Here is a 17953-nt window from a genome sequence, read left to right as displayed (position 1 = left end):
GCCCTCCCTCACTCGATGACGTCGCCGCGGCTCAGGTAGCGCGACAGCGCCACCGTCGACACGAAGCCCAGCAGCGCGATCAGCAGCGCCGCCTCGAAGAACAGCCCGGTGCCGAAGCGCACGCCGAACAGGATCACCAGCGCGACGACGTTGATGTACATCGTGTCCAGCGCCAGCACGCGGTCGGGCGCCTCGGGGCCACGCAGCAGGCGCACCGCGCTGACCAGCAGCGCGAGCCCGACGGTGACGAACGCGAAGTCCAGCGCCCAGGCGACGAGTTCGGTCGGCGTCATCCGAAGATCTCCATCAGCGGTCGTTCGTAGCGCTGCTTGATCTGCGCGGCCATCTCGGCCGGGTCGTCGCAGTCGAGCGCGTGCACGAGGATCTGGCCGTGCGCGTCGTCGACGACGCACGACACGGTGCCCGGCGTCGTCGTGATGATGGTGGCCAGCAGTGTGATCGCGGTGGGGTGCCGAGTGTCCAGCGGCACCGGCACCCAGGCCGGCCTCGGGTCCGACGCCGGGTTCAGCACGATGCGCGCGACCGTGACGTTGGACACCACGATGTCCCACAGCACGACGAACGTGAAGCGCAGCGCGGTGCCCAGCGCGCGCGGGTTCGCCGCCGGCCCGATGAAGCAGTGCGCGAGCCTGGGCACGACGAGGCCGAGCACGGCGGCGGCGATCAGGTCGGCCGGCTCGATGCTCTGGCGCAGCAGCAGCCACACCACCGCGAGCAGCACCGACAGCGCCGGGTGCGCGAGCCAGCCGCCGTCGTCCCGGGGGTCGTGGCGCGGCGTCATCGCGGGGTCTCCGGCGCCGGCGCGCCGCGGCGCGGCTCGAAGCGATAGGGCTTGGTGGTGTCCAGCGCCTCGCTGCCGAGCACGGCGCGCGCGTAGGCGGCGCGGTCGACGAGCTGCTGCGCGGCGGCGTCGGTGTAGCGCTGCAGCGGCGCGGCGAACACGCTCATCGCCACCGTGGCGCCGAACAGCGCCATCGTCGCGCCGACAAGCTTGGGGCTCGCTCCCGCCGGGCCGGCGGCCGGCAGCTCGGGGCGCACGTGCCAGAACAACACGCTGCCGGCGCGCGCCAGCCCCACCAGCGTTAGGAAGCCGACGCCGAGCACGACGACCCACACCGTGACCTGCCAGGCGTGCGCCGCCGAGGCCTCCAGGATCATCAGCTTGCCGATGAAGCCCGGCAGCGGCGGCAGCGCCGCGGCCGACGCGGCGGCCAGCAGCATCATCAGCCCGAGCAGCGTGGGCTGCGCGACCGGCGACGCCGGCTCGAGCCGGTCGGCCACGTCGCCGCGCTGCGCGGCCACCAGCTCGGCGAGCAGGAACAGCCCGGCCACCACCAGCGTGCTGTTGGCCATGTAGTACAGCGCCGCCGACCACGCCTGCGGCGTGAACAGGCCGAGTGCGGCGAGCACCGTGCCCACCGAGGCCACCGTCAGCCACGCGACGAGCCGCCCGAGCGTGCGCGCCGCCAGCGCGCCCAGCACGCCGACGACGCTGGTGGCCAGCGCCAGCGGCAGCAGCAGCGGCGCCACCGTGAGCGCCGAGTCGCCGGCCCCGGCGCCGAACACCACGCCGTGCACGCGCACGATGGCGTAGACGCCGACCTTGGTCATGATCGCGAACAGCGCCGCCACCGGCGCGCTGGCCGCCACATAGGTCGCCGGCAGCCACATCGCCAGCGGCATCAGCGCCGCCTTGAAGCCGAACACCACCAGCAGCAGCAGCGCCGCGGCCTGCACGACGACCGACTCGGGCGCCGTGACCTCGGGCACGCGCAGCGCGAGGTCGGCCAGGTTCAGCGTGCCCGTCTTCGCGTACAGCAGCGCGACGCCGATCAGGAACAGCGCCGACGCCGTCAGGTTCAGCACCACGTAGTGCACGCCGACGCGCATGCGCTCGGCACCCTGCCCGTGCAGCATCAGCACGTACGAGGCGATCAGCAGCACCTCGAAGAAGACGAACAGGTTGAACAGGTCGCCGGTGACGAAGGCGCCGCCCAGCCCCATCAGCTGGAACTGGAAGATGGCGTGGAAGTGGCGCCCGTGCGCGTCCCAGCCGCCGGTGGCGTACCACAGCACCGGCAGCGCGACGACGGCGGTGAGCAGCAGCATCAGCGCGCCGAGGCGGTCGATCACGAGCACGATGCCGTACGGCGCCGGCCAGTCGCCGACGCGGTAGGCGCGCACGTCGCCGCCCGCCGCCTCGACGGCCAGGCGCGCCGCGACGACGAGGAACAGCAGCGTCGACGCCAGCGCGATGCGCCGCGCCCACAGCAGCTTGTGGTGGCCGTGGCCGCCGTGCGCGTCGCCGCCGTGATCGCCGAGCAGCAGCAGCACGATGGCCGTCACCGACGGCAGCAGCACCGGCAGGATCGGCAGGTGGTCGGCGAACCAGCTCATCGGCCGCCCTCCTGGCCGTGCTGCGGGTCGGCCTGCGGGCGGTCGGGCTGCGCGTCGACGTGGTCGCTGCCGTTGTCGTGCCGGCTGCGCAGCGCGAGCTCGATCACGAAGCCGGTGGTCGCGAAGCCGATCACGATCGCGGTCAGCACCAGCGCCTGCGGCAGCGGGTCGGCGAAGGAAGCGGCCTCGGGCGAGAGGATCGGCGGCGCGCCGGCCCACAGGCGCCCCATCGCGAAGATGAACACGTTGACGGCGTAGCCGATCAGCGACAGGCCCAGCACGACCGGGAACGTGCGCCCGCGCAGCAGCAGGTAGATGCCCACCGCGACGACCCAGCCGATCCCGGTGGCGACCAGGAACTCCATCGTCATCGCGGCGCCCTCCCCGGCAGCGGCGGCTTCGGCGGTTCCTTGCTCGCGGCACCCAGCACCGACAGCATCAGCATCGTCGCGCCGACCACGGTGACGTAGACGCCGAGGTCGAACAGCGCCGCGCTGGCCAGCGGCAGTTCGCCCAGCAGCGGCACGTGCGGGTGGCCGTGCGCGCTGGTCATGAACGGCTTGCCGAAGAAGAACGCGCCCGCGCCGGTCAGCCATGCGATGCCCAGGCCCAGGCCGATCCAGCGCGTGAAGCGCCGCCCGCCCGCGGCGTGCAGCACCGCCTCGGCGCGCTCCTGGCCCTGCGCCATGTACTGCAGCACCAGCGCCACCGACGTCACCAGCCCGGCGATGAAGCCGCCGCCGGGCAGGTTGTGGCCGCGCCAGAAGATGAACGCGCTGACGACGAGCGCCATCGGCAGCACGACGCGCGCGGCCATGCGCAGCATCAGCGGCTCCTGGCCGTAGCTCCACGCGCGGCCGGCCGGGTCGTGGTCGGGGCGGCGCACACGGAAACCGTCGAGCAGCGCGAGCACGCCGACGCCGGCGATGCCCAGCACCGTGATCTCGCCGAACGTGTCGTAGCCTCGGAAGTCGACCAGGATCACGTTGACCATGTTGGCGCCGCCGCCGCCGGGCAGCGACTGGTCGAGGAAGTACCAGCTGATCGACTCGTGGTCGCGCGTGAGCATCAGCCACGTCAGCCACGCGATGCCGCCGCCGCCTGCTGCGGCCAGCCCGATGTCGCGCCAGCGCCGCGGCGCGCTCGACTCCTTCGGCGAGAACTGCGGCAGCAGCGCCAGCCCCATCAGCAGCATCACGGTCGAGACGACGTCGACCGACAGCTGCGTCATCGCGAGATCCGGCGCCGACAGCGCGACGAAGGCGAGCGACGCCACCAGCCCGACGCCACCGGTCAGCACGACGGCGACGTAGCGCTGGCGGTGCTGCACCAGCAGCAGTGCGCCGATGACCAACAGCAGACCCCACACGCCCACCGCGACGGGAGGTGCCGGCAGCAGCGCACGCGCGTGCGCGCCCAGCCCTTCGCCCGGCGCGGTCCAGAACGGCCACGCGGCGAAGACGACCGAGGTGGCCACCATCCACGCCGCGTAGCGCTGCAGCGAGCCGTTCTCGAGCGCGCGCGTGAAGCGACCGGCGGCGCCGAACATCGCGTCGACGGCGGCGATGAAGATCGCCTTGCCGCCGCGCCCGCTGGGCACGTAGCGGTGCAGCAGCCCGTCCTTCTGCAGCCCGAAATACATCGCCGCGCCGCCGGCCACCGCGATCGCGCTCATCGCCAGCGGCCAGTTCAGGCCGTGCCACAGCGCGAGGTGGAACTCGGGCGCCGGCGCGCCGAGCACGGCCGACGCGGTCACGCGCACCAGCGGCTCGGCGAGGAAGGGCATCAGGCCGACCGCGATGCACGCGGCCACCAGCAGCACGACGGGCGCCTTCATGCCCCACGGCGGCTCGTGCGGGTGCGCCACCGGCAGGTCGCGCGGCGGGCCGTTGAAGAAGGTGTCGTGCACGAGGCGCAGCGAGTACGCCATCGAGAACAGCCCGCCCGCGGTCGCGAGCACCGGCACCGCCCAGCCGAAGGAGCCCCACATCGCGGCGCCGTGCAGCGCCTCGCCCAGCATCATCTCCTTGCTGACGAAGCCGTTGAGGGGCGGCAAACCGGCCATCGCGGCGCCGGCGACGAGCACCAGCGTGCCCATCACCGGCATCATCGCCATCAGGCCGCCCAAGCGGCGCATGTCGCGCGTGTGCGTCTCGTGGTCGACGATGCCGGCGCTCATGAAGAGCGCCGCCTTGAAGCTCGCGTGGTTCAGGATGTGGAACACCGCGACCACCGCCGACATCGGCGAGCCCAGCCCGATCAGGAACGTGATCAGCCCGAGGTGGCTGACGGTGCTGTACGCGAGCAGGCCCTTGAGGTCGTGCTTGAAGGTCGCGACGAAGGCGGCGAAAACCATCGTCGCGAGGCCGACGCTGGCGACGATGCCCTCGAACAGCGCCGTGCCGCCGAGCACCGGGTACAGGCGCATCAGCATGAACAGCCCGGCCTTGACCATCGTCGCCGAGTGCAGGTAGGCCGACACCGGCGTCGGCGCGGCCATCGCCTCGGGCAGCCAGAAGTGGAACGGCAGCTGCGCGCTCTTCGTGAAGCAGCCGACCAGCATGAGCCCGAGCGCGACCGGGTACAGCGGGTGGGCCTGGATCTCGGCGCCGCGGCCGAGCATGCCCGACAGGTCGTAGGTGCCGGCGATCTGGCCGAGCACGACGATGCCGGCCAGCATCACCAGCCCGCCGCCGCCGGTGATCGCCAGCGCCATGCGCGCGCCGGTGCGGCTTTCCTCGCGGTCGCCCCAGTAGCCGATCAGCAGGAACGAGCTGATGCTCGTCAGCTCCCAGAACACCAGCAGCAGCAGCAGGTTGTCCGCGAGCACGATGCCCAGCATCGCGGCCATGAACAACATCAGCGTCGCGAAGAACTTGCCGGCCGGGTCGCCATCGGGCCCGGGGTGCAGGTAGTACGCGGCGTAGATGACGATCAGCAGCCCGATGCCGCTGATCAGCGACGCGAACATCCAGCCCAGCGCGTCGAGGCGGAAGTTCGCGTTCAGCCCGATCGCCGGCACCCACTCGGCGTGGTGCAGCAGCACCTCGCCCGCGAACACGCCGGGCGCGAGCGACATCAGCAGCGCGAACGCCGTCGCCGCGACGGCACCGGCGACGACGGCGGTCGCACGCCGGCGCGCCGGCGTCTCGACGCGGCCGACGGCATGGCACAGCACGGTGCCTGCGACCAGCGGCAGCAGGACGATCAGGGCGAGCAGGTTCATCGTGGGCACGCGGCAGGGCCGCGGTCCCTCACCGCCGCGCTCCCCCCGCAAAAGCCGCGCGATTGTAGGGACGCCGGCTGAGCGGCGACTTGCAGGCGGCGCGACGACAGCCTCGCCACAGGTGCGCTGGCTACACTTTCGGCGTTCCCGCACTGCCGAAGGCACCGTCATGCCCACCACGATCCGCCACGCCGACCTCGTCGACACCGTCGCCGCCGCGCTGCAGTACATCAGCTACTACCACCCGGCCGACTACATCGCGCACCTCGCGCGCGCCTACGAGCGCGAGCAGAGCCCCGCGGCGAAGGACGCGATCGCGCAGATCCTCACCAACAGCCGCATGTGTGCCGAGGGCCACCGCCCGATCTGCCAGGACACCGGCATCGTCAACGTGTTCCTGAAGATCGGCATGGACGTGCGCTTCGAGGGCTTCCCGGGCTCGATCGAGGACGCCGTCAATGAGGGCGTGCGCCGCGCCTACCTGCACCCCGACAACAAGCTGCGCGCCAGCGTGCTCGCCGACCCGATCTTCGAGCGCAAGAACACGAAGGACAACACGCCGGCGGTGATCCACATGACGGTCGTGCCCGGCGACAAGCTCGACGTGACGGTGGCGGCCAAGGGCGGCGGCAGCGAGAACAAGAGCAAGTTCAAGATGATGAACCCGAGCGACGACCTCGTCGCGTGGGTGCTCGAGACGGTGCCGACGATGGGCGCCGGCTGGTGCCCGCCGGGGATGCTCGGCATCGGCGTGGGCGGCACCGCCGAGAAGGCGATGCTGCTGGCCAAGGAAGCGCTGATGGAGCCGATCGACATGTATGAGCTGCTGCAGCGCGGGCCCGCGAACAAGCTCGAGGAGCTGCGCATCGAGCTGTACGAGAAGGTCAACGCGCTGGGCATCGGCGCGCAGGGCCTGGGAGGCCTGACCACCGTGCTCGACGTCAAGATCGCGACGTACCCGACGCACGCGGCGAGCAAGCCGGTGGCGATGATCCCGAACTGCGCGGCCACGCGCCACGCACACGTCGTGATGGACGGCTCGGGGCCGGCCTACCTCGAGCCGCCGAGCCTGGACCTGTGGCCCGACGTGCACTGGGCGCCCGACTACAACAAGAGCACGCGCGTCGACCTGAACACGCTCACGCGCGAGCAGGTCGCGAGCTGGAAGCCGGGGCAGACGCTGCTGCTGTCGGGCAAGATGCTCACCGGCCGCGATGCCGCGCACAAGCGCATCGTCGACATGCTCGCCCGCGGCGAGAAGCTGCCGGTGGACTTCACGAACCGGGTGATCTACTACGTCGGCCCGGTGGACCCGGTGCGTGACGAAGTCGTCGGCCCCGCCGGCCCGACGACGGCCACGCGGATGGACAAGTTCACCGAGACGATGCTCGCCAAGACGGGCCTGATCGCGATGATCGGCAAGGCCGAACGCGGCCCGGCGGCGATCGAGGCGATCCGCAAGCACCGCAGCGCCTACCTGATGGCCGTCGGCGGCGCCGCGTACCTCGTCGCGAAGGCGATCAAGGCGGCCAAAGTCGTCGGCTTCGAAGACCTCGGCATGGAGGCGATCTACGAGTTCGAGGTCAAGGACATGCCGGTCACGGTGGCCGTCGACAGCCAGGGCACGAGCGTGCACCAGACCGGCCCGCGCGAGTGGCAGGCGCGGATCGGCAAGATCCCGGTCACGGTCGCCTGAGGCCGGCAGGCGCGGTTGGAACTCGTCGCGCTGCTCAAGTCGCTGGCGCTGGTGCCGGTGACGCTGCTGCCGATCATCAACCCGCTGACGGCGGCGCCGGTGTTCGTCGCCACCGCGGGGCACAACCGCGCGGTCGCGAAGCGCCTGGCACGCCAGGTGGCGATCAACGCGTGGTTCGTGCTCGTCGCGTCGCTGCTGGTGGGCAACGTCGTGCTCGAGTTCTTCGGCATCTCGCTGCCGATCGTGCGCATCGGCGGCGGCCTGCTGGTGGCCGCCACCGCGTGGCGCATGCTGTCGAGCCAGGCCGGCGACGAGGTGCAGACCGCGACGGCCGAGAGCGCGAGCGCGCTGTCCGACGTCGAGGTGATGCGCCGCAGCTTCTTCCCGATCACGTTCCCGCTGACGACCGGGCCGGGCACGATCGCCGCGTCGATCGCGCTCGGCGCGCAGCTGCCCAGCGCCCCGGTGATGTGGGTGGCCGGTGCCGGCGTGGCCATCCTGGGCGCGGCGGTGACGGCGCTCGTGCTGTACCTCGTGTTCGCCAACTCGGCGCGCGTGCTCGGCAAGCTCGGGCCGATCGGCACGCTGGTGATGATGCGGCTGCTCGCGTTCATCCTGCTGTGCATCGGCATCCAGTTCATCTGGGACGGGTGGGCGCAGCTCAACGGCCTGGCCCGCTGAGCACGGCGCGCTGCCGCTCGACGGGCTGTAACGGTGCTACGCTGGCTTCATGGACGCTGACGACTTCCCCCTGCACCCGGGCCGCCGGGCCGGCACCGCCGCGCTGATCGCGCTCGTCGCCGCACTCGCCGGCTGCGCCGCCGGCCCCGCGGTGCGCACCACCGCACTGCCCGAGGCGAGCGCGTGCCGCAGCCTGGGCTGGATGCCGCCGCAGGCCAACGCGCCGGCCGCGACGATCGCCGACCAGAAGATCCGAAGCGCGATCCAGCGCACGCTCGACGCCGCCGGCCGCGCGCCGACCGCCGCGGCACCGGCGTGCTGGGTCACGTTCTCGACCTCGCGCAGCGGTGGTGCGTCGAGCGGCTCGGGAATGAGCGTCGGCGTCGGCGCCGGCGGCGTCTCGGGCGGGTCGGTCGGCGTTGGGCTCGGCGTCGGGTTCTCGATCCCGATTGCCGGCGGCCCGGTGCGCGACACGCGGCTGACGATCGACCTCGTCGATGCGCAGCGCCGCCAGCAGGTGTGGAGCGGCAGCGTCGACGACGCCTATGCGTCGGCGGCGCCGGCCGACGACGACATCGAGCGCGCGGTGCAGGCCATCCTGGCCAAGCTGCCGCCGGCGCGCTGATTCGCGACCGGCGTCAGGACGCCGGTCGCGCCAGCTGCGCGCCCGCGGGCAGGTGCAGCACGCGCTGCGGGAACGGGATCTCGATGCCCATCTCGCCGAGCGTGCGCAGGACCGCGAGGTTGACCTCGGAGCGCACGTTGGCCTGCCCGTTCTCGGGGTCGGCGATCCAGAAGAACAGCGTCAGCTCGAGGCCGTCGGCGGCGAAGTTGGTCAGCCGCACCGAAGGCGCCGGGTCGGCCAGCACGCGCGGCACCGCCCGCACGACGTCGGCGAGCCGCGCCATCACCGGCTCGACGTCGGTGCCGTACGGCACCTGCACGACGGTGTTGAGCAGCACGTTGCGGTCGGCCAGCGACAGGTTCTCGATGCGCGACGTGATCAGCATCTCGTTGGGCACGATCGACTCGCGCCCGCCGAGCGAGCGGATCACGGTGTAGCGCGTCGTGATGTCGGTGATCTGACCCTCGAAGTTGTCGACCCGCACGAGGTCGCCGATGCGCAGGCTGCGCTCGGCGAGGATCACGAAGCCGCTGACGTAGTTGGCCGCCAGCTTCTGCAGCCCGAAGCCGATGCCCACGCCGATCGCGCCGCCGAGCACGCCCAGCGCGCCGAGCGGGATGCCCGCGGCCGACAGCGCGATCAGCAGGCCGACCAGCAGCAGCAGCGCGCGCGTCGCGTTGGCGGCGATCTTGCGCAGCGACAGCTCGTCGGCCGCGCGCCCTTCGACGGCGAGCAGCCGCGACTCGATCGCCGCCGAGACCCACAGCGCGAACACGAGCACGACGATGGCCGTCAGCGCACCCTCGACGAGCGCGCGCACCGACACCTGCGTGCCCCCCATCGTCCAGCGGATCTGGTCGAGCTCGGCGACGATCAGCGGCAGCAGCCCCGTGAGCCACAGCACGAGACCGACCCACACGAACCACGACAGCGTGCGCTCGAGCGCGCGCACCAGCGCCGAGGTCGGGAACGCGACGTGCAGCACGCGCACGCCGACGCGGATGATGACCAGCGACGACAGGATCGGCACCGCGAGCCGGAACACCGCCACCGGCACCGCGTCGCGGATCAGCCAGCGCACCAGCAGCGCCGCGCCGAGCGCGAGCACCGGGAACAGCACGCCGTCGACGATGCGGTCGCCGAACCAGATGCTGCCGGGGCGCGCCGTGGCCCCGCGGATCAGCCGCACCGCGAGCCACGCGCCGCCCAGGCACGCCGCCAGCAGCGCGAGTTCGGCCAGCGCCGACGCGCTGAACAGCTTGGCGACGAAGGCGTCGAGTTCCGGCCCGGGCCGCAGTGACAGTTCGCCGACGTTCATGCCGCGACGCCGGCCAGCACGCGCAGGTGCGCCGCCACGCTGCGCGCCAGCGCCGACAGGTTGTAGCCGCCTTCCAGGCACGAGACGATGCGCCCGCCGGCGTGGCGGTCGGCCACGTCCTTGATGCGGCGCGTGATCCACTCGTAGTCGGCCTCGACGAGACCGAGCTGGCCGAGGTCGTCCTCGCGGTGCGCGTCGAAGCCGGCCGAGACGAAGACCATCTGCGGGCGGAACTCGTTCAGCCGCGGCATCCACATCTGCTCGATCAGCTCGCGGATCTCGGCGCCGCGCGTGTACGGCGGGATCGGCACGTTGACCATGTTGGTGCCCATCGGCACCGCGCCGGTGCCCGGGTACAGCGGGTGCTGGAAGAAGCTGGCCATCAGCACGCGCTCGTCGCCGGCGACGATGTCCTCGGTGCCGTTGCCGTGGTGCACGTCGAAGTCGACGATGGCCACGCGCTCGAGGCCGTGCACGTCGAGCGCGTGGCGCGCCGCGACCGCGACGTTGTTGAAGAAGCAGAAGCCCATCGTCTGGTCACGCGTCGCGTGGTGGCCCGGCGGGCGCACCGCGCAGAACGCGTTGTCGACGCGGCCGGCGAGCACGGCGTCGGTGGCGGCCACCGCGGCGCCGGCCGCGCGCAGCGCCGCGCGCCAGGTGTGCGGGTTGGCGATCGTGTCGGGGTCCAGCGCCTTCGTCGTGCCCTCGTCGCGCACGCGCTCCAGCAGGTCCTTGAGCTCCATGACGTACTGCACGCTGTGCGCGCGCTGCAATTGCTCCAGCGTCGCCAGCGGAGGCTCGTGATGCTCCAATGCGATGTCCAGCCCCGTGGCGAGCAGGTGGTCGGCGATCGCATCGAGCCGCTGCGGGCACTCCGGGTGGCCGGCACCCATGTCGTGGGCATGGCAATCCGGGTGGCTGAAGAAAGCGGTACTCATGAAGCTTGTCTCGCTCGAAGGTGTGATGCGGCCGACATCGCCGCTGTCGTCGCAGCTCGCCCGGCTGGTCGATCAGATTAGCACGATCATCGTCGGCAAACGCCGCCAGATCGAGGACTGCGTGGCGTGCCTGCTCGCAGGCGGCCACCTGCTGATCGAGGACGTGCCGGGCGTCGGCAAGACGACGCTGGCGCACGCGCTGGCGCGCTCGCTCGGGCTGGCGTTCAACCGCGTGCAGTTCACCGCCGACCTGATGCCCAGCGACCTGACCGGCGTGTCGGTCTACGAGCGCAGCAAGGAGGCTTTCGTGTTCCACCCCGGCCCGCTGTTCACGCAGGTGCTGCTGGCCGACGAGATCAACCGCGCGGGCCCGAAGACGCAAAGCGCGCTGCTCGAGGCGATGGAGGAGCAGCAGGTCACGGTCGAGAACGACACACGCGCGCTGCCGCGGCCGTTCTTCGTCATCGCGACGCAGAACCCGAGCGACCAGCTCGGCACCTACCCGCTGCCCGAGAGCCAGCTCGACCGCTTCCTGATGTGCCTCACGCTCGGCTACCCCGACCGCGCGAGCGAGCGCGCGCTGCTCGCCGGCGAGGACCGCCGCGATGCGGTGCAGCGGCTCGCACCGGTGATGAGCGCCGACGAGCTGCTCGCCGCGCAGCGGCAGGTGCTGCGCGTGCACGCGTCGGAGGCGCTGCTCGACTACGTGCAGGCGCTGATCGCGGCCACGCGCAGCGGGCAGTGGTTCGTCGAGGGACTGAGCCCGCGCGCCGGCATCGCGCTGCTGCGCGCGGCCAAGGCGCGCGCGCTGCTCGACGGGCGCGACTACGCCGCCCCCGACGACGTGCAGGCCGTGCTCGTGCAGTGCATCGCGCACCGGCTGGTGCCCGCCGCCGGTGCCGGCCGCGGGCGCGCCGAGCAGGTGCGCGCGATGATGGAAGCGATCGACCTGCCCTGACGGCCTGCGGTGAGCGTGGCCGCACCCGCCGAGCGACTCGCGCCCGACGCCGCCCGCCGCGGCTGGCGCGCCCGCGCGCGTCGCTGGTGGCTCGCGCGGCTGCCGCGCACCGACCGCTGGACGCTGACGCAGCGCAACGTCTACATCCTGCCCACGCGCGCCGGCGCGCTGTTCGCGTTCACGCTGCTGCTGATGCTCGTGGCGTCGATCAACTACCAGCTCAACCTCGGCTACGTGCTGACCTTCCTGCTCGCCGGCGCCGGGCTCGTGTCGATGCACCTGACGCACGGCACGCTGCGCGGGCTGACGCTGCAGCTGCGCACGCCGGCGCCGGGCTTCGCCGGCGAGCCGGTCACGGTCGAGGTGCTGATCTCGAGCCCGTCGCGCGAGCGGCACGGCATCGGCGTCGCGTTCGACGCGCCGCCGGCGCAGCGCCAGACCGCCTGGGTCGACGTGCCGGCGCAGGGTCAGGCCGTCGCGCGGCTGGCCTTCGTGCCGCGGCGGCGCGGCACGCACGCGGTGCCGGCGCTGCACGTCGAGACGCGGTTTCCGTTCGGGCTGTTTCGCGCCTGGTCGCTGTGGCGCCCGCAGGCCGAGGTGCTGGCGTGGCCGGTGCCCGAGCAGCCGCCGGCGCCGCTGCCCGCGGCCGAGCCGCGCGCCGGCGAGCGGCCGGGTGTGCGCGCCGCGCGCGGCGAGTTCGACGGCGTGCGCGCCTACCAGCGCGGCGACGCGCTGCGCCAGGTGGTGTGGAAGAAGGCCGCGCGCACCGGCGAGCTCGTCAGCCGCGAGACGCGGCGGCCCGCGGCGCACGAGCTGTGGCTCGAGTGGGCCGCCACCGCCGGGCGTGGCGACGTCGAGGCACGGCTGTCGCGGCTGGCGGGCTGGGTGATGGCCGCCGAGCGCGCCGACGTGCACCACGGGCTGCGCCTGCCCGGCGTCGAGATCGCGCCAGGCCACGGCGACGCGCACCGACGCCGCGCGCTCGACGCGCTGGCACTGTTCACCGGCGGGGGGGCGGCGTGAACCACCGCGCGATCGACGCCCTCGACAAGGGCTTCGCGGTGTCGACCTGGTGGCCCGGCTGGGCGCACCTGCCGCGCGACACGCGCGACGCACTGTTCCTGCTCGGGGTCATCGCCTGGACCGTGCTGCCGCACACCGGCCACCTGCCGGCGTGGTGCATCGCGATGACGGCGGCGGTGCTGCTGTGGCGCGCGCGGCTGGCGCTGCTGCAGCAGCCGCTGCCGGGGCGCTGGGCGGTGGCCGGCGTGCTCGTCGCCGCCGCGGCGCTGACGGGGTGGAGCCACGGCACGCTGCTGGGCAAGGACGCCGGCGTCACGCTGCTCGTCGTGCTGATGGTGCTCAAGACGCTCGAGCTGCGCGCGCGGCGCGACGCGCTCGTCGTGTTCTTCCTCGGCTTCTTCCTCGTGCTGACGAACTTCCTGTACTCGCAGTCGCTCGCGGTCGCGGCGGCGATGCTGATCGCGGTGTGGGGGCTGCTGACGGCACTCGTGCTCGCGCACATGCCGGTCGGGCGGCCGTGGCTGCGCCAGGCGATGGGGATCGCCGCGCGCGCGGCGCTGCTCGGTGCGCCGATCATGGTCGTGCTGTTCGTGCTGTTCCCGCGCTTCGGGCCGCTGTGGGGCCTGCCGCACGACGCGACGGCGCGCACCGGACTGTCGGGCACGCTGACGATGGGCGGCATGGCCGACCTCGTCGCCGACGACACGGTCGCGTTTCGCGTGCGCTTCGACGGCCCGCCGCCGCCGCCCGAGGCGCTGTACTGGCGCGGGCCCGTGCTCGCGCAGTTCGACGGCCGCGACTGGCGGCGCCTGTCGCCGACCTTCCCCGCCGCGCTGCAGCCCGGTGCCGAGCTGCGCACGCGCGGCGACGGCATCGGCTACGAGATCGTCGTCGAGCCGTCGCGGCTGCCGACGCTGCCGCTGCTCGAGGCCACGCCCGACAGCGGACCCGACGCGCCGCGCATCGACGGCATGCGCCTGACGTTCACGCCCGACCTGCAGTGGCTCGCCGACCGCCCGCTGACGGACCGCGTGCAGCTGCGCGCGCGTGTCTACACGGACTTCGCGCACGGCCCGGCGCGCAACGTGCTCGGGCTGCAGGACTACCTCGAGCTGCCTTCGGGCTACAACCCGCGCACGCTCGAGTGGGCCGCGGCGCTGCGGCGCCAGAGCGCCTACGCGCAGGCCGACGCGCCGACGCTGGTGCAGGCGGTGCTCGCGCACATCCGGCGCGAGAACTTCAGCTACACGCTGTCGCCCGGCACCTACGGCGACGAGCGCGGCCGCCACGCCGTCGACGAGTTCTGGCTCGACCGCCGCGCCGGCTTCTGCGAGCACTTCGCCACCGCCTTCGTCGTCGTGATGCGCGCGCTCGACGTGCCGGCGCGCGTCGTCACCGGCTACCAGGGCGCCGACCCGGTGCTGCAAGACGGCTGGGTCGTCGTGCGCAACAGCCACGCGCACGCGTGGGCCGAGGTCTGGATGGCCGGGCGCGGCTGGGTGCGCGTCGATCCCACCGCGGCGGTCGCGCCCGAGCGCATCCAGCGCAGCCTCGCGCTGCGCCCGCCGCCCGGGCTCGTCGCCGGCGCGCTCGGCGACGTCCACCCCGAGCTGCTGGCCGCGCTGCGCCGCGGCTGGGAGACCCTGAACCACCAGTGGAACCGGTGGGTGCTGAACTATTCGCGCGGGCAACAGTTCGACCTGCTGCGCGCGCTGGGCTTCAGCGCGCCGGACTGGGCCGACCTCGGCGTGCTGCTCGTCGCGATCCTGAGCGCCGCCGCGCTCGGTGGCGCCGCCTGGGCCGCGTGGGACCGCTGGCGGCAGGACCCGTGGAAGCGGCTGCACCGCCGCCTGCGCGAGCGGCTCGGCGACCTCGGCGTCGCGGCCGGCGCCCACGAGGCGCCGCGCACGCTGGCCGCACGTGTCGACGCGGCGCTCGGCGCCGCGGGCGCGCCGGTGGCCGAGCAGCTGCGCCGGCTCGACCGCCTGCGCTACGCCGAAGGCGGTGCGCCGCTGCGACCGGGGGCGTGGTGGCGCGGCTTCGACCGCGCGGTGCGCGTCGCGCGCCGCCAAAGGGCGTGACGCGGCGGCCCGGATAATCACCCCGTGTCCCTGCGCCGCCCGCCGTCCGTGCCGTCCGTGCTGACGGTTCTCGCCGCGACGCTCGCCTTGGCGGCGGCCGCCGCAGCGGCGACCGCCGCCGACGGGCGCCCGGCACGCACGGCCGACGCGACGACACGCGCCGCGCCGCGCACGCCGGCGCCACCCCCCTACACCGAGCGCGCCGACGTACGGCGCTTCGTCGTCGAGGTCGCGGCCGCGCACGGCCTCGACGCCGAATGGGTCGCGCGCCAGCTTCGCCAGGCGCGCCACGTCGGCGCCGTCACGCGGCTGATCATGCCGCCGCCGGCCGGCGTGCCCAAGAACTGGGCCGCCTACCGCGCGCGCTTCATCGAGCCGCAGCGCGTGCGCGCCGGCACCGCGTTCTGGCAGGCGAACCAGGCCGTGCTCGCGCGCGCCGAGGCGCAGTACGGCGTGCCGGCGGCGCTGATCGTCGGCATCATCGGTGTGGAGACTTTCTACGGCCGCTTCACCGGCGGGTTCCGCACGCTCGACGCGCTGGCCACGCTGGCCTTCGACTTCCCCGCCGGCCGCAGCGACCGCAGCGCGTTCTTCCGCGACGAGCTCGGCCACCTGCTCGCGTGGACCGCTGCCGAGTCGATCGACCCGGCCAGCGTGCGCGGCTCGTATGCCGGCGCGATCGGGCTGCCGCAGTTCATGCCCAGCAGCATCCGCCGCTGGGCCGTCGACTACGACGGCGACGGCCACATCGACCTGCGGCGCAGCGCCGCCGACGCGATCGGCAGCGTCGCGCACTACCTCGCCGCGTTCGGCTGGCAGCGCGACGTGCCGACGCACTTCGCCGTGACACCGCCGCCCGAAGGCCCCGCGCGCGACGAACTGCTCGCCCCCGACATCGTGCCCAGCTTCACCGCCGCGCAGTTCGCCGAGCGCGGCGCGGTGCTCGACGACGCCGGGCGGACACACGACGGGCTGCTCGCGCTCGTCGAAGTCGAGAACGGCGACGCGCCGCGCAGCCACGTCGCCGGCACGGCGAACTTCTTCGTCGTCACGCGCTACAACCGCTCGAGCTACTACGCGCTGGCGGTCATCGAGCTCGGCGAGGCAGTCGCGCATGAACGCGACCGTGCACGCTGACCGTGGTCGAGGCCGCACGGTGACGATGACGGACGCGCCGACGTCCCCCGGCCCACGTCGCTCGATCGTGATCGGTGCGCCCGGACATGGCACGCCACGGGGTCCTGCTTCGAACACCCCGACGCCGGCACTGCGCGACGGGCATCGCACCCGCCGACGACCCCTCGAGACTGTCGAAGGTCTCGGGGCGGACGCCGACGACCCGCATGAACGCCAGCTTCGTGAACGACGGCCGACTGGCCGCCATCACCGCCGGCCCCGGCGCCCATGGTGACGATGCCATCCGGTCCCGGGCTGCCGGTGCGCGGCCGGCCGGCACGTCATGCCGACCTGGAGGAGTGCCGTGCCCTGCTGCCGGGTTGGCTGGCGATGGACGAGCAGGTGCGCGACGCGCTGCCGGCCGTGTGGACGCGCCTGCTCGGGCAGCCCGGCTTCAGCGCCGAAGTCATCGAGGACCTGTCGCGCCCGCCGGGTCGGCGCCTGGTGGGCCTGGGCATGACGGTGGCGCTGGAGCCGGCCTGGCAGGAGCGCTTGCGAACGCAACCACCGCCGCACGCGGGCGCCTGCTGGTATCGCGACCATCTGGACGGCCGCACCGCGCCGCTGGACGACCGCGCGCTCGGCCGCGCGAATGCCGCCGGCGAGGTCGGCATGCTGGTGCTGCACTACGCGCAGCAGGCGATCGACCCGTCGCGCCCCGACGTGCAGCAGGTGCTGCTGGCGGCCATGCAGCTGTTTCGCCACGCGCACGGCGGGCTGCACCTGCGCGAGGTCTGGCAGGAGGCGTTCGGCGAGGGCGGCGACTACCTGCGCGGCATGGGATTTCGGCGCCGCACCGAGCGTGGTCCGGGGCAGCCCGACCTGTATGGACTGAGCCGCGACGAGGCGGCGCGCATGTTGCCGGGGCAGCCGGTGCGCGACGTCTTCCAGTTCGTGCCGCCGGTGCTGGGCTTCAGCGCCGCCGAGCGGCGCGCCCTGCGGCTGGCGGTGGCCGACTTCACCGACGACGAAATCGCCGACGAACTCGGGGTCACCGCCCACGCGCTGAAGAAGGTGTGGCGCAGCGCGTTCGAGCGCGCCGGTGACCGCCTGCCGACCCTGTTCGTCCACGCGCAGGCGGAGCCTGCCGGCGGCACGCGCGGGCCCGAGAAGCGGCGTCACCTCTTGCAGTACCTGCGGCAGCACCCGGAAGAACTGCGCCCCTGGGGCTGAGCGGCGACCACGCTGCGTGGCGCGTGCGCCGCCTGCGTCGGGTCCACGACGCTGCGCTCGGCGCCGAGCCGGCCGCCTGCCAGGCGGATGCAATGCCTGACGAGGCGCATCGGCGGGAGCGCCGCGGCGACGGGCCATCGAGGCACCCCCTGGACCGGTGTCCTACCCTTTTTCAGTCTGGCCGCCGACGGTGTGGGTTCGAAGAATGCGCCGCCATCGCATTCCCCCGCTTCCACCACCGTCATGTTCCCTTCCTCGGCCCGCCCGGACGCTCGGGTTTCCCCTTCAGAGTTGCCGCCCACCGCCACTGGTGCTACTGCGCTTCGACCCGATCACGAACGTGCTCGTCGAGGTCGGTGGCTGCCCCGACTTCCACGCGCCCGACGCCCGCGCCCCGCGGGCCCCTCGAAGCCCGGGCTTCGGACCCGACCCGCGCGGTTCGTCGCCCGCCTGCTGTCGACCGCGTGCGGGCTGGCGGCGGCATGGCTGCCCGTCGCCGGGGCGCACGCCGCGGTCTACGGCACGACGCAGGCGAGCTACGGCGGCGGCCAGGGCGTGCAGCTGTGGACGCTCGACCTCGGCGCCGGCCCCGGCGGCTCGCAGGCCAACTTCTACGCCTCGCTCGCGAATCCGGCGGCCA

15 protein-coding genes and 1 pseudogene are annotated in these 17953 nt (G+C 73.3%); 9 read left to right on the top strand and 7 right to left on the bottom strand.

Annotated elements, in window-relative coordinates; genetic code table 11:
• Positions 1 to 8 precede the first annotated feature (8 nt).
• From MOJ79_RS03905 to MOJ79_RS03885, 5 genes are read right to left on the bottom strand one after another with little or no spacing between them, the layout of a single operon-like run.
• Positions 9 to 293: a K+/H+ antiporter subunit F gene (locus MOJ79_RS03905; protein ID WP_241922947.1), complete on the bottom strand. Its 285-nt coding sequence runs from the start codon at positions 291 to 293 to the stop codon at positions 9 to 11.
• A complete protein-coding gene (locus MOJ79_RS03900; RefSeq protein ID WP_241922946.1) occupies positions 290 to 802 on the bottom strand; it encodes a Na+/H+ antiporter subunit E in 513 nt (170 codons plus the stop codon). Before MOJ79_RS03900 ends, MOJ79_RS03905 begins: the two co-directional genes overlap by 4 nt.
• Positions 799 to 2418 (bottom strand): monovalent cation/H+ antiporter subunit D, encoded by a 1620-nt coding sequence (locus MOJ79_RS03895; protein WP_241922945.1) that lies wholly within the window; start codon positions 2416 to 2418, stop codon positions 799 to 801. The genes MOJ79_RS03900 and MOJ79_RS03895 overlap by 4 nt, the downstream gene beginning before the upstream one ends.
• On the bottom strand, positions 2415 to 2783 hold the full coding sequence (locus tag MOJ79_RS03890) for a Na+/H+ antiporter subunit C (RefSeq protein WP_241923075.1): 369 nt from the start codon (positions 2781 to 2783) through the stop codon (positions 2415 to 2417). Before MOJ79_RS03890 ends, MOJ79_RS03895 begins: the two co-directional genes overlap by 4 nt.
• Positions 2784 to 2785: 2 nt before the next feature.
• Entirely contained in the window at positions 2786 to 5644 is a 2859-nt protein-coding gene (locus tag MOJ79_RS03885; RefSeq protein WP_241922944.1) for a monovalent cation/H+ antiporter subunit A, read from the bottom strand.
• Between the two features lie 169 nt (positions 5645 to 5813).
• Between MOJ79_RS03885 and MOJ79_RS03880 the strand changes: the two genes are divergently transcribed.
• From MOJ79_RS03880 to MOJ79_RS03870, 3 genes are read left to right on the top strand one after another with little or no spacing between them, the layout of a single operon-like run.
• Positions 5814 to 7340 carry a fumarate hydratase gene (locus MOJ79_RS03880; RefSeq protein WP_241922943.1) on the top strand — a complete coding sequence of 509 codons (1527 nt, stop codon included), beginning with the start codon at positions 5814 to 5816 and terminating at the stop codon, positions 7338 to 7340.
• Between the two features lie 15 nt (positions 7341 to 7355).
• A complete protein-coding gene (locus tag MOJ79_RS03875; protein WP_119353798.1) occupies positions 7356 to 8021 on the top strand; it encodes a MarC family protein in 666 nt (221 codons plus the stop codon).
• 49 nt (positions 8022 to 8070) lie between these two features.
• On the top strand, positions 8071 to 8646 hold the full coding sequence (locus tag MOJ79_RS03870; protein WP_241922942.1) for a DUF4136 domain-containing protein: 576 nt from the start codon (positions 8071 to 8073) through the stop codon (positions 8644 to 8646).
• 13 nt (positions 8647 to 8659) lie between these two features.
• Here MOJ79_RS03870 and MOJ79_RS03865 read toward each other — a convergent pair whose 3' ends face one another.
• Both MOJ79_RS03865 and MOJ79_RS03860 read right to left on the bottom strand, forming a co-directional pair.
• Positions 8660 to 9964 (bottom strand): mechanosensitive ion channel family protein, encoded by a 1305-nt coding sequence (locus MOJ79_RS03865; protein WP_241922941.1) that lies wholly within the window; start codon positions 9962 to 9964, stop codon positions 8660 to 8662.
• Positions 9961 to 10902 (bottom strand): histone deacetylase family protein, encoded by a 942-nt coding sequence (locus MOJ79_RS03860; RefSeq protein WP_241922940.1) that lies wholly within the window; start codon positions 10900 to 10902, stop codon positions 9961 to 9963. The genes MOJ79_RS03865 and MOJ79_RS03860 overlap by 4 nt, the downstream gene beginning before the upstream one ends.
• Positions 10903 to 10927: 25 nt before the next feature.
• Here MOJ79_RS03860 and MOJ79_RS03855 point away from each other — a divergent pair, with 25 nt between their 5' ends.
• The 6 genes and pseudogenes from MOJ79_RS03855 to MOJ79_RS03830 all read left to right on the top strand — a co-directional run.
• Positions 10928 to 11860 carry an AAA family ATPase gene (locus MOJ79_RS03855; protein ID WP_210760718.1) on the top strand — a complete coding sequence of 311 codons (933 nt, stop codon included), beginning with the start codon at positions 10928 to 10930 and terminating at the stop codon, positions 11858 to 11860.
• Positions 11861 to 11875: 15 nt separating this feature from the next.
• Positions 11876 to 12883 carry a DUF58 domain-containing protein gene (locus MOJ79_RS03850; RefSeq protein ID WP_241922939.1) on the top strand — a complete coding sequence of 336 codons (1008 nt, stop codon included), beginning with the start codon at positions 11876 to 11878 and terminating at the stop codon, positions 12881 to 12883.
• Positions 12880 to 14964, top strand: a complete 2085-nt coding sequence (locus MOJ79_RS03845) for a transglutaminase family protein (protein WP_241922938.1) — start codon at positions 12880 to 12882, stop codon at positions 14962 to 14964. The genes MOJ79_RS03850 and MOJ79_RS03845 overlap by 4 nt, the downstream gene beginning before the upstream one ends.
• A 24-nt stretch (positions 14965 to 14988) precedes the next feature.
• Positions 14989 to 16101 (top strand): lytic murein transglycosylase B, encoded by a 1113-nt coding sequence (mltB, locus tag MOJ79_RS03840; protein ID WP_241922937.1) that lies wholly within the window; start codon positions 14989 to 14991, stop codon positions 16099 to 16101.
• Positions 16102 to 16377: 276 nt separating this feature from the next.
• Entirely contained in the window at positions 16378 to 17313 is a 936-nt protein-coding gene (locus tag MOJ79_RS03835) for a helix-turn-helix transcriptional regulator (protein WP_241922936.1), read from the top strand.
• Between the two features lie 243 nt (positions 17314 to 17556).
• A pseudogene (locus MOJ79_RS03830) lies at positions 17557 to 17953 on the top strand (hypothetical protein); the annotation flags it as partial.

This window comes from Calidifontimicrobium sp. SYSU G02091 (assembly GCF_022631395.1).
GTDB classification, from domain to species: domain Bacteria; phylum Pseudomonadota; class Gammaproteobacteria; order Burkholderiales; family Burkholderiaceae_C; genus Calidifontimicrobium; species Calidifontimicrobium sediminis.
The sequence above is the reverse complement of the archived record's forward strand: the minus strand, read 5'-3'. Positions and strand labels throughout refer to the sequence as shown.

Excerpts from the sequence above, each read along its gene's own strand:
- MOJ79_RS03905 (WP_241922947.1), bottom strand. The coding sequence starts at position 293 with ATGACGCCGACCGAACTCGTCGCCTGGGCGCTGGACTTCGCGTTCGTC.
- MOJ79_RS03900 (WP_241922946.1), bottom strand. The coding sequence starts at position 802 with ATGACGCCGCGCCACGACCCCCGGGACGACGGCGGCTGGCTCGCGCAC.
- MOJ79_RS03895 (WP_241922945.1), bottom strand. The coding sequence starts at position 2,418 with ATGAGCTGGTTCGCCGACCACCTGCCGATCCTGCCGGTGCTGCTGCCG.
- MOJ79_RS03890 (WP_241923075.1), bottom strand. The coding sequence starts at position 2,783 with ATGGAGTTCCTGGTCGCCACCGGGATCGGCTGGGTCGTCGCGGTGGGC.
- MOJ79_RS03885 (WP_241922944.1), bottom strand. The coding sequence starts at position 5,644 with ATGAACCTGCTCGCCCTGATCGTCCTGCTGCCGCTGGTCGCAGGCACC.
- MOJ79_RS03880 (WP_241922943.1), top strand. The coding sequence starts at position 5,814 with ATGCCCACCACGATCCGCCACGCCGACCTCGTCGACACCGTCGCCGCC.
- MOJ79_RS03870 (WP_241922942.1), top strand. The coding sequence starts at position 8,071 with ATGGACGCTGACGACTTCCCCCTGCACCCGGGCCGCCGGGCCGGCACC.
- MOJ79_RS03865 (WP_241922941.1), bottom strand. The coding sequence starts at position 9,964 with ATGAACGTCGGCGAACTGTCACTGCGGCCCGGGCCGGAACTCGACGCC.
- MOJ79_RS03860 (WP_241922940.1), bottom strand. The coding sequence starts at position 10,902 with ATGAGTACCGCTTTCTTCAGCCACCCGGATTGCCATGCCCACGACATG.
- MOJ79_RS03855 (WP_210760718.1), top strand. The coding sequence starts at position 10,928 with ATGCGGCCGACATCGCCGCTGTCGTCGCAGCTCGCCCGGCTGGTCGAT.
- MOJ79_RS03835 (WP_241922936.1), top strand. The coding sequence starts at position 16,378 with ATGCCATCCGGTCCCGGGCTGCCGGTGCGCGGCCGGCCGGCACGTCAT.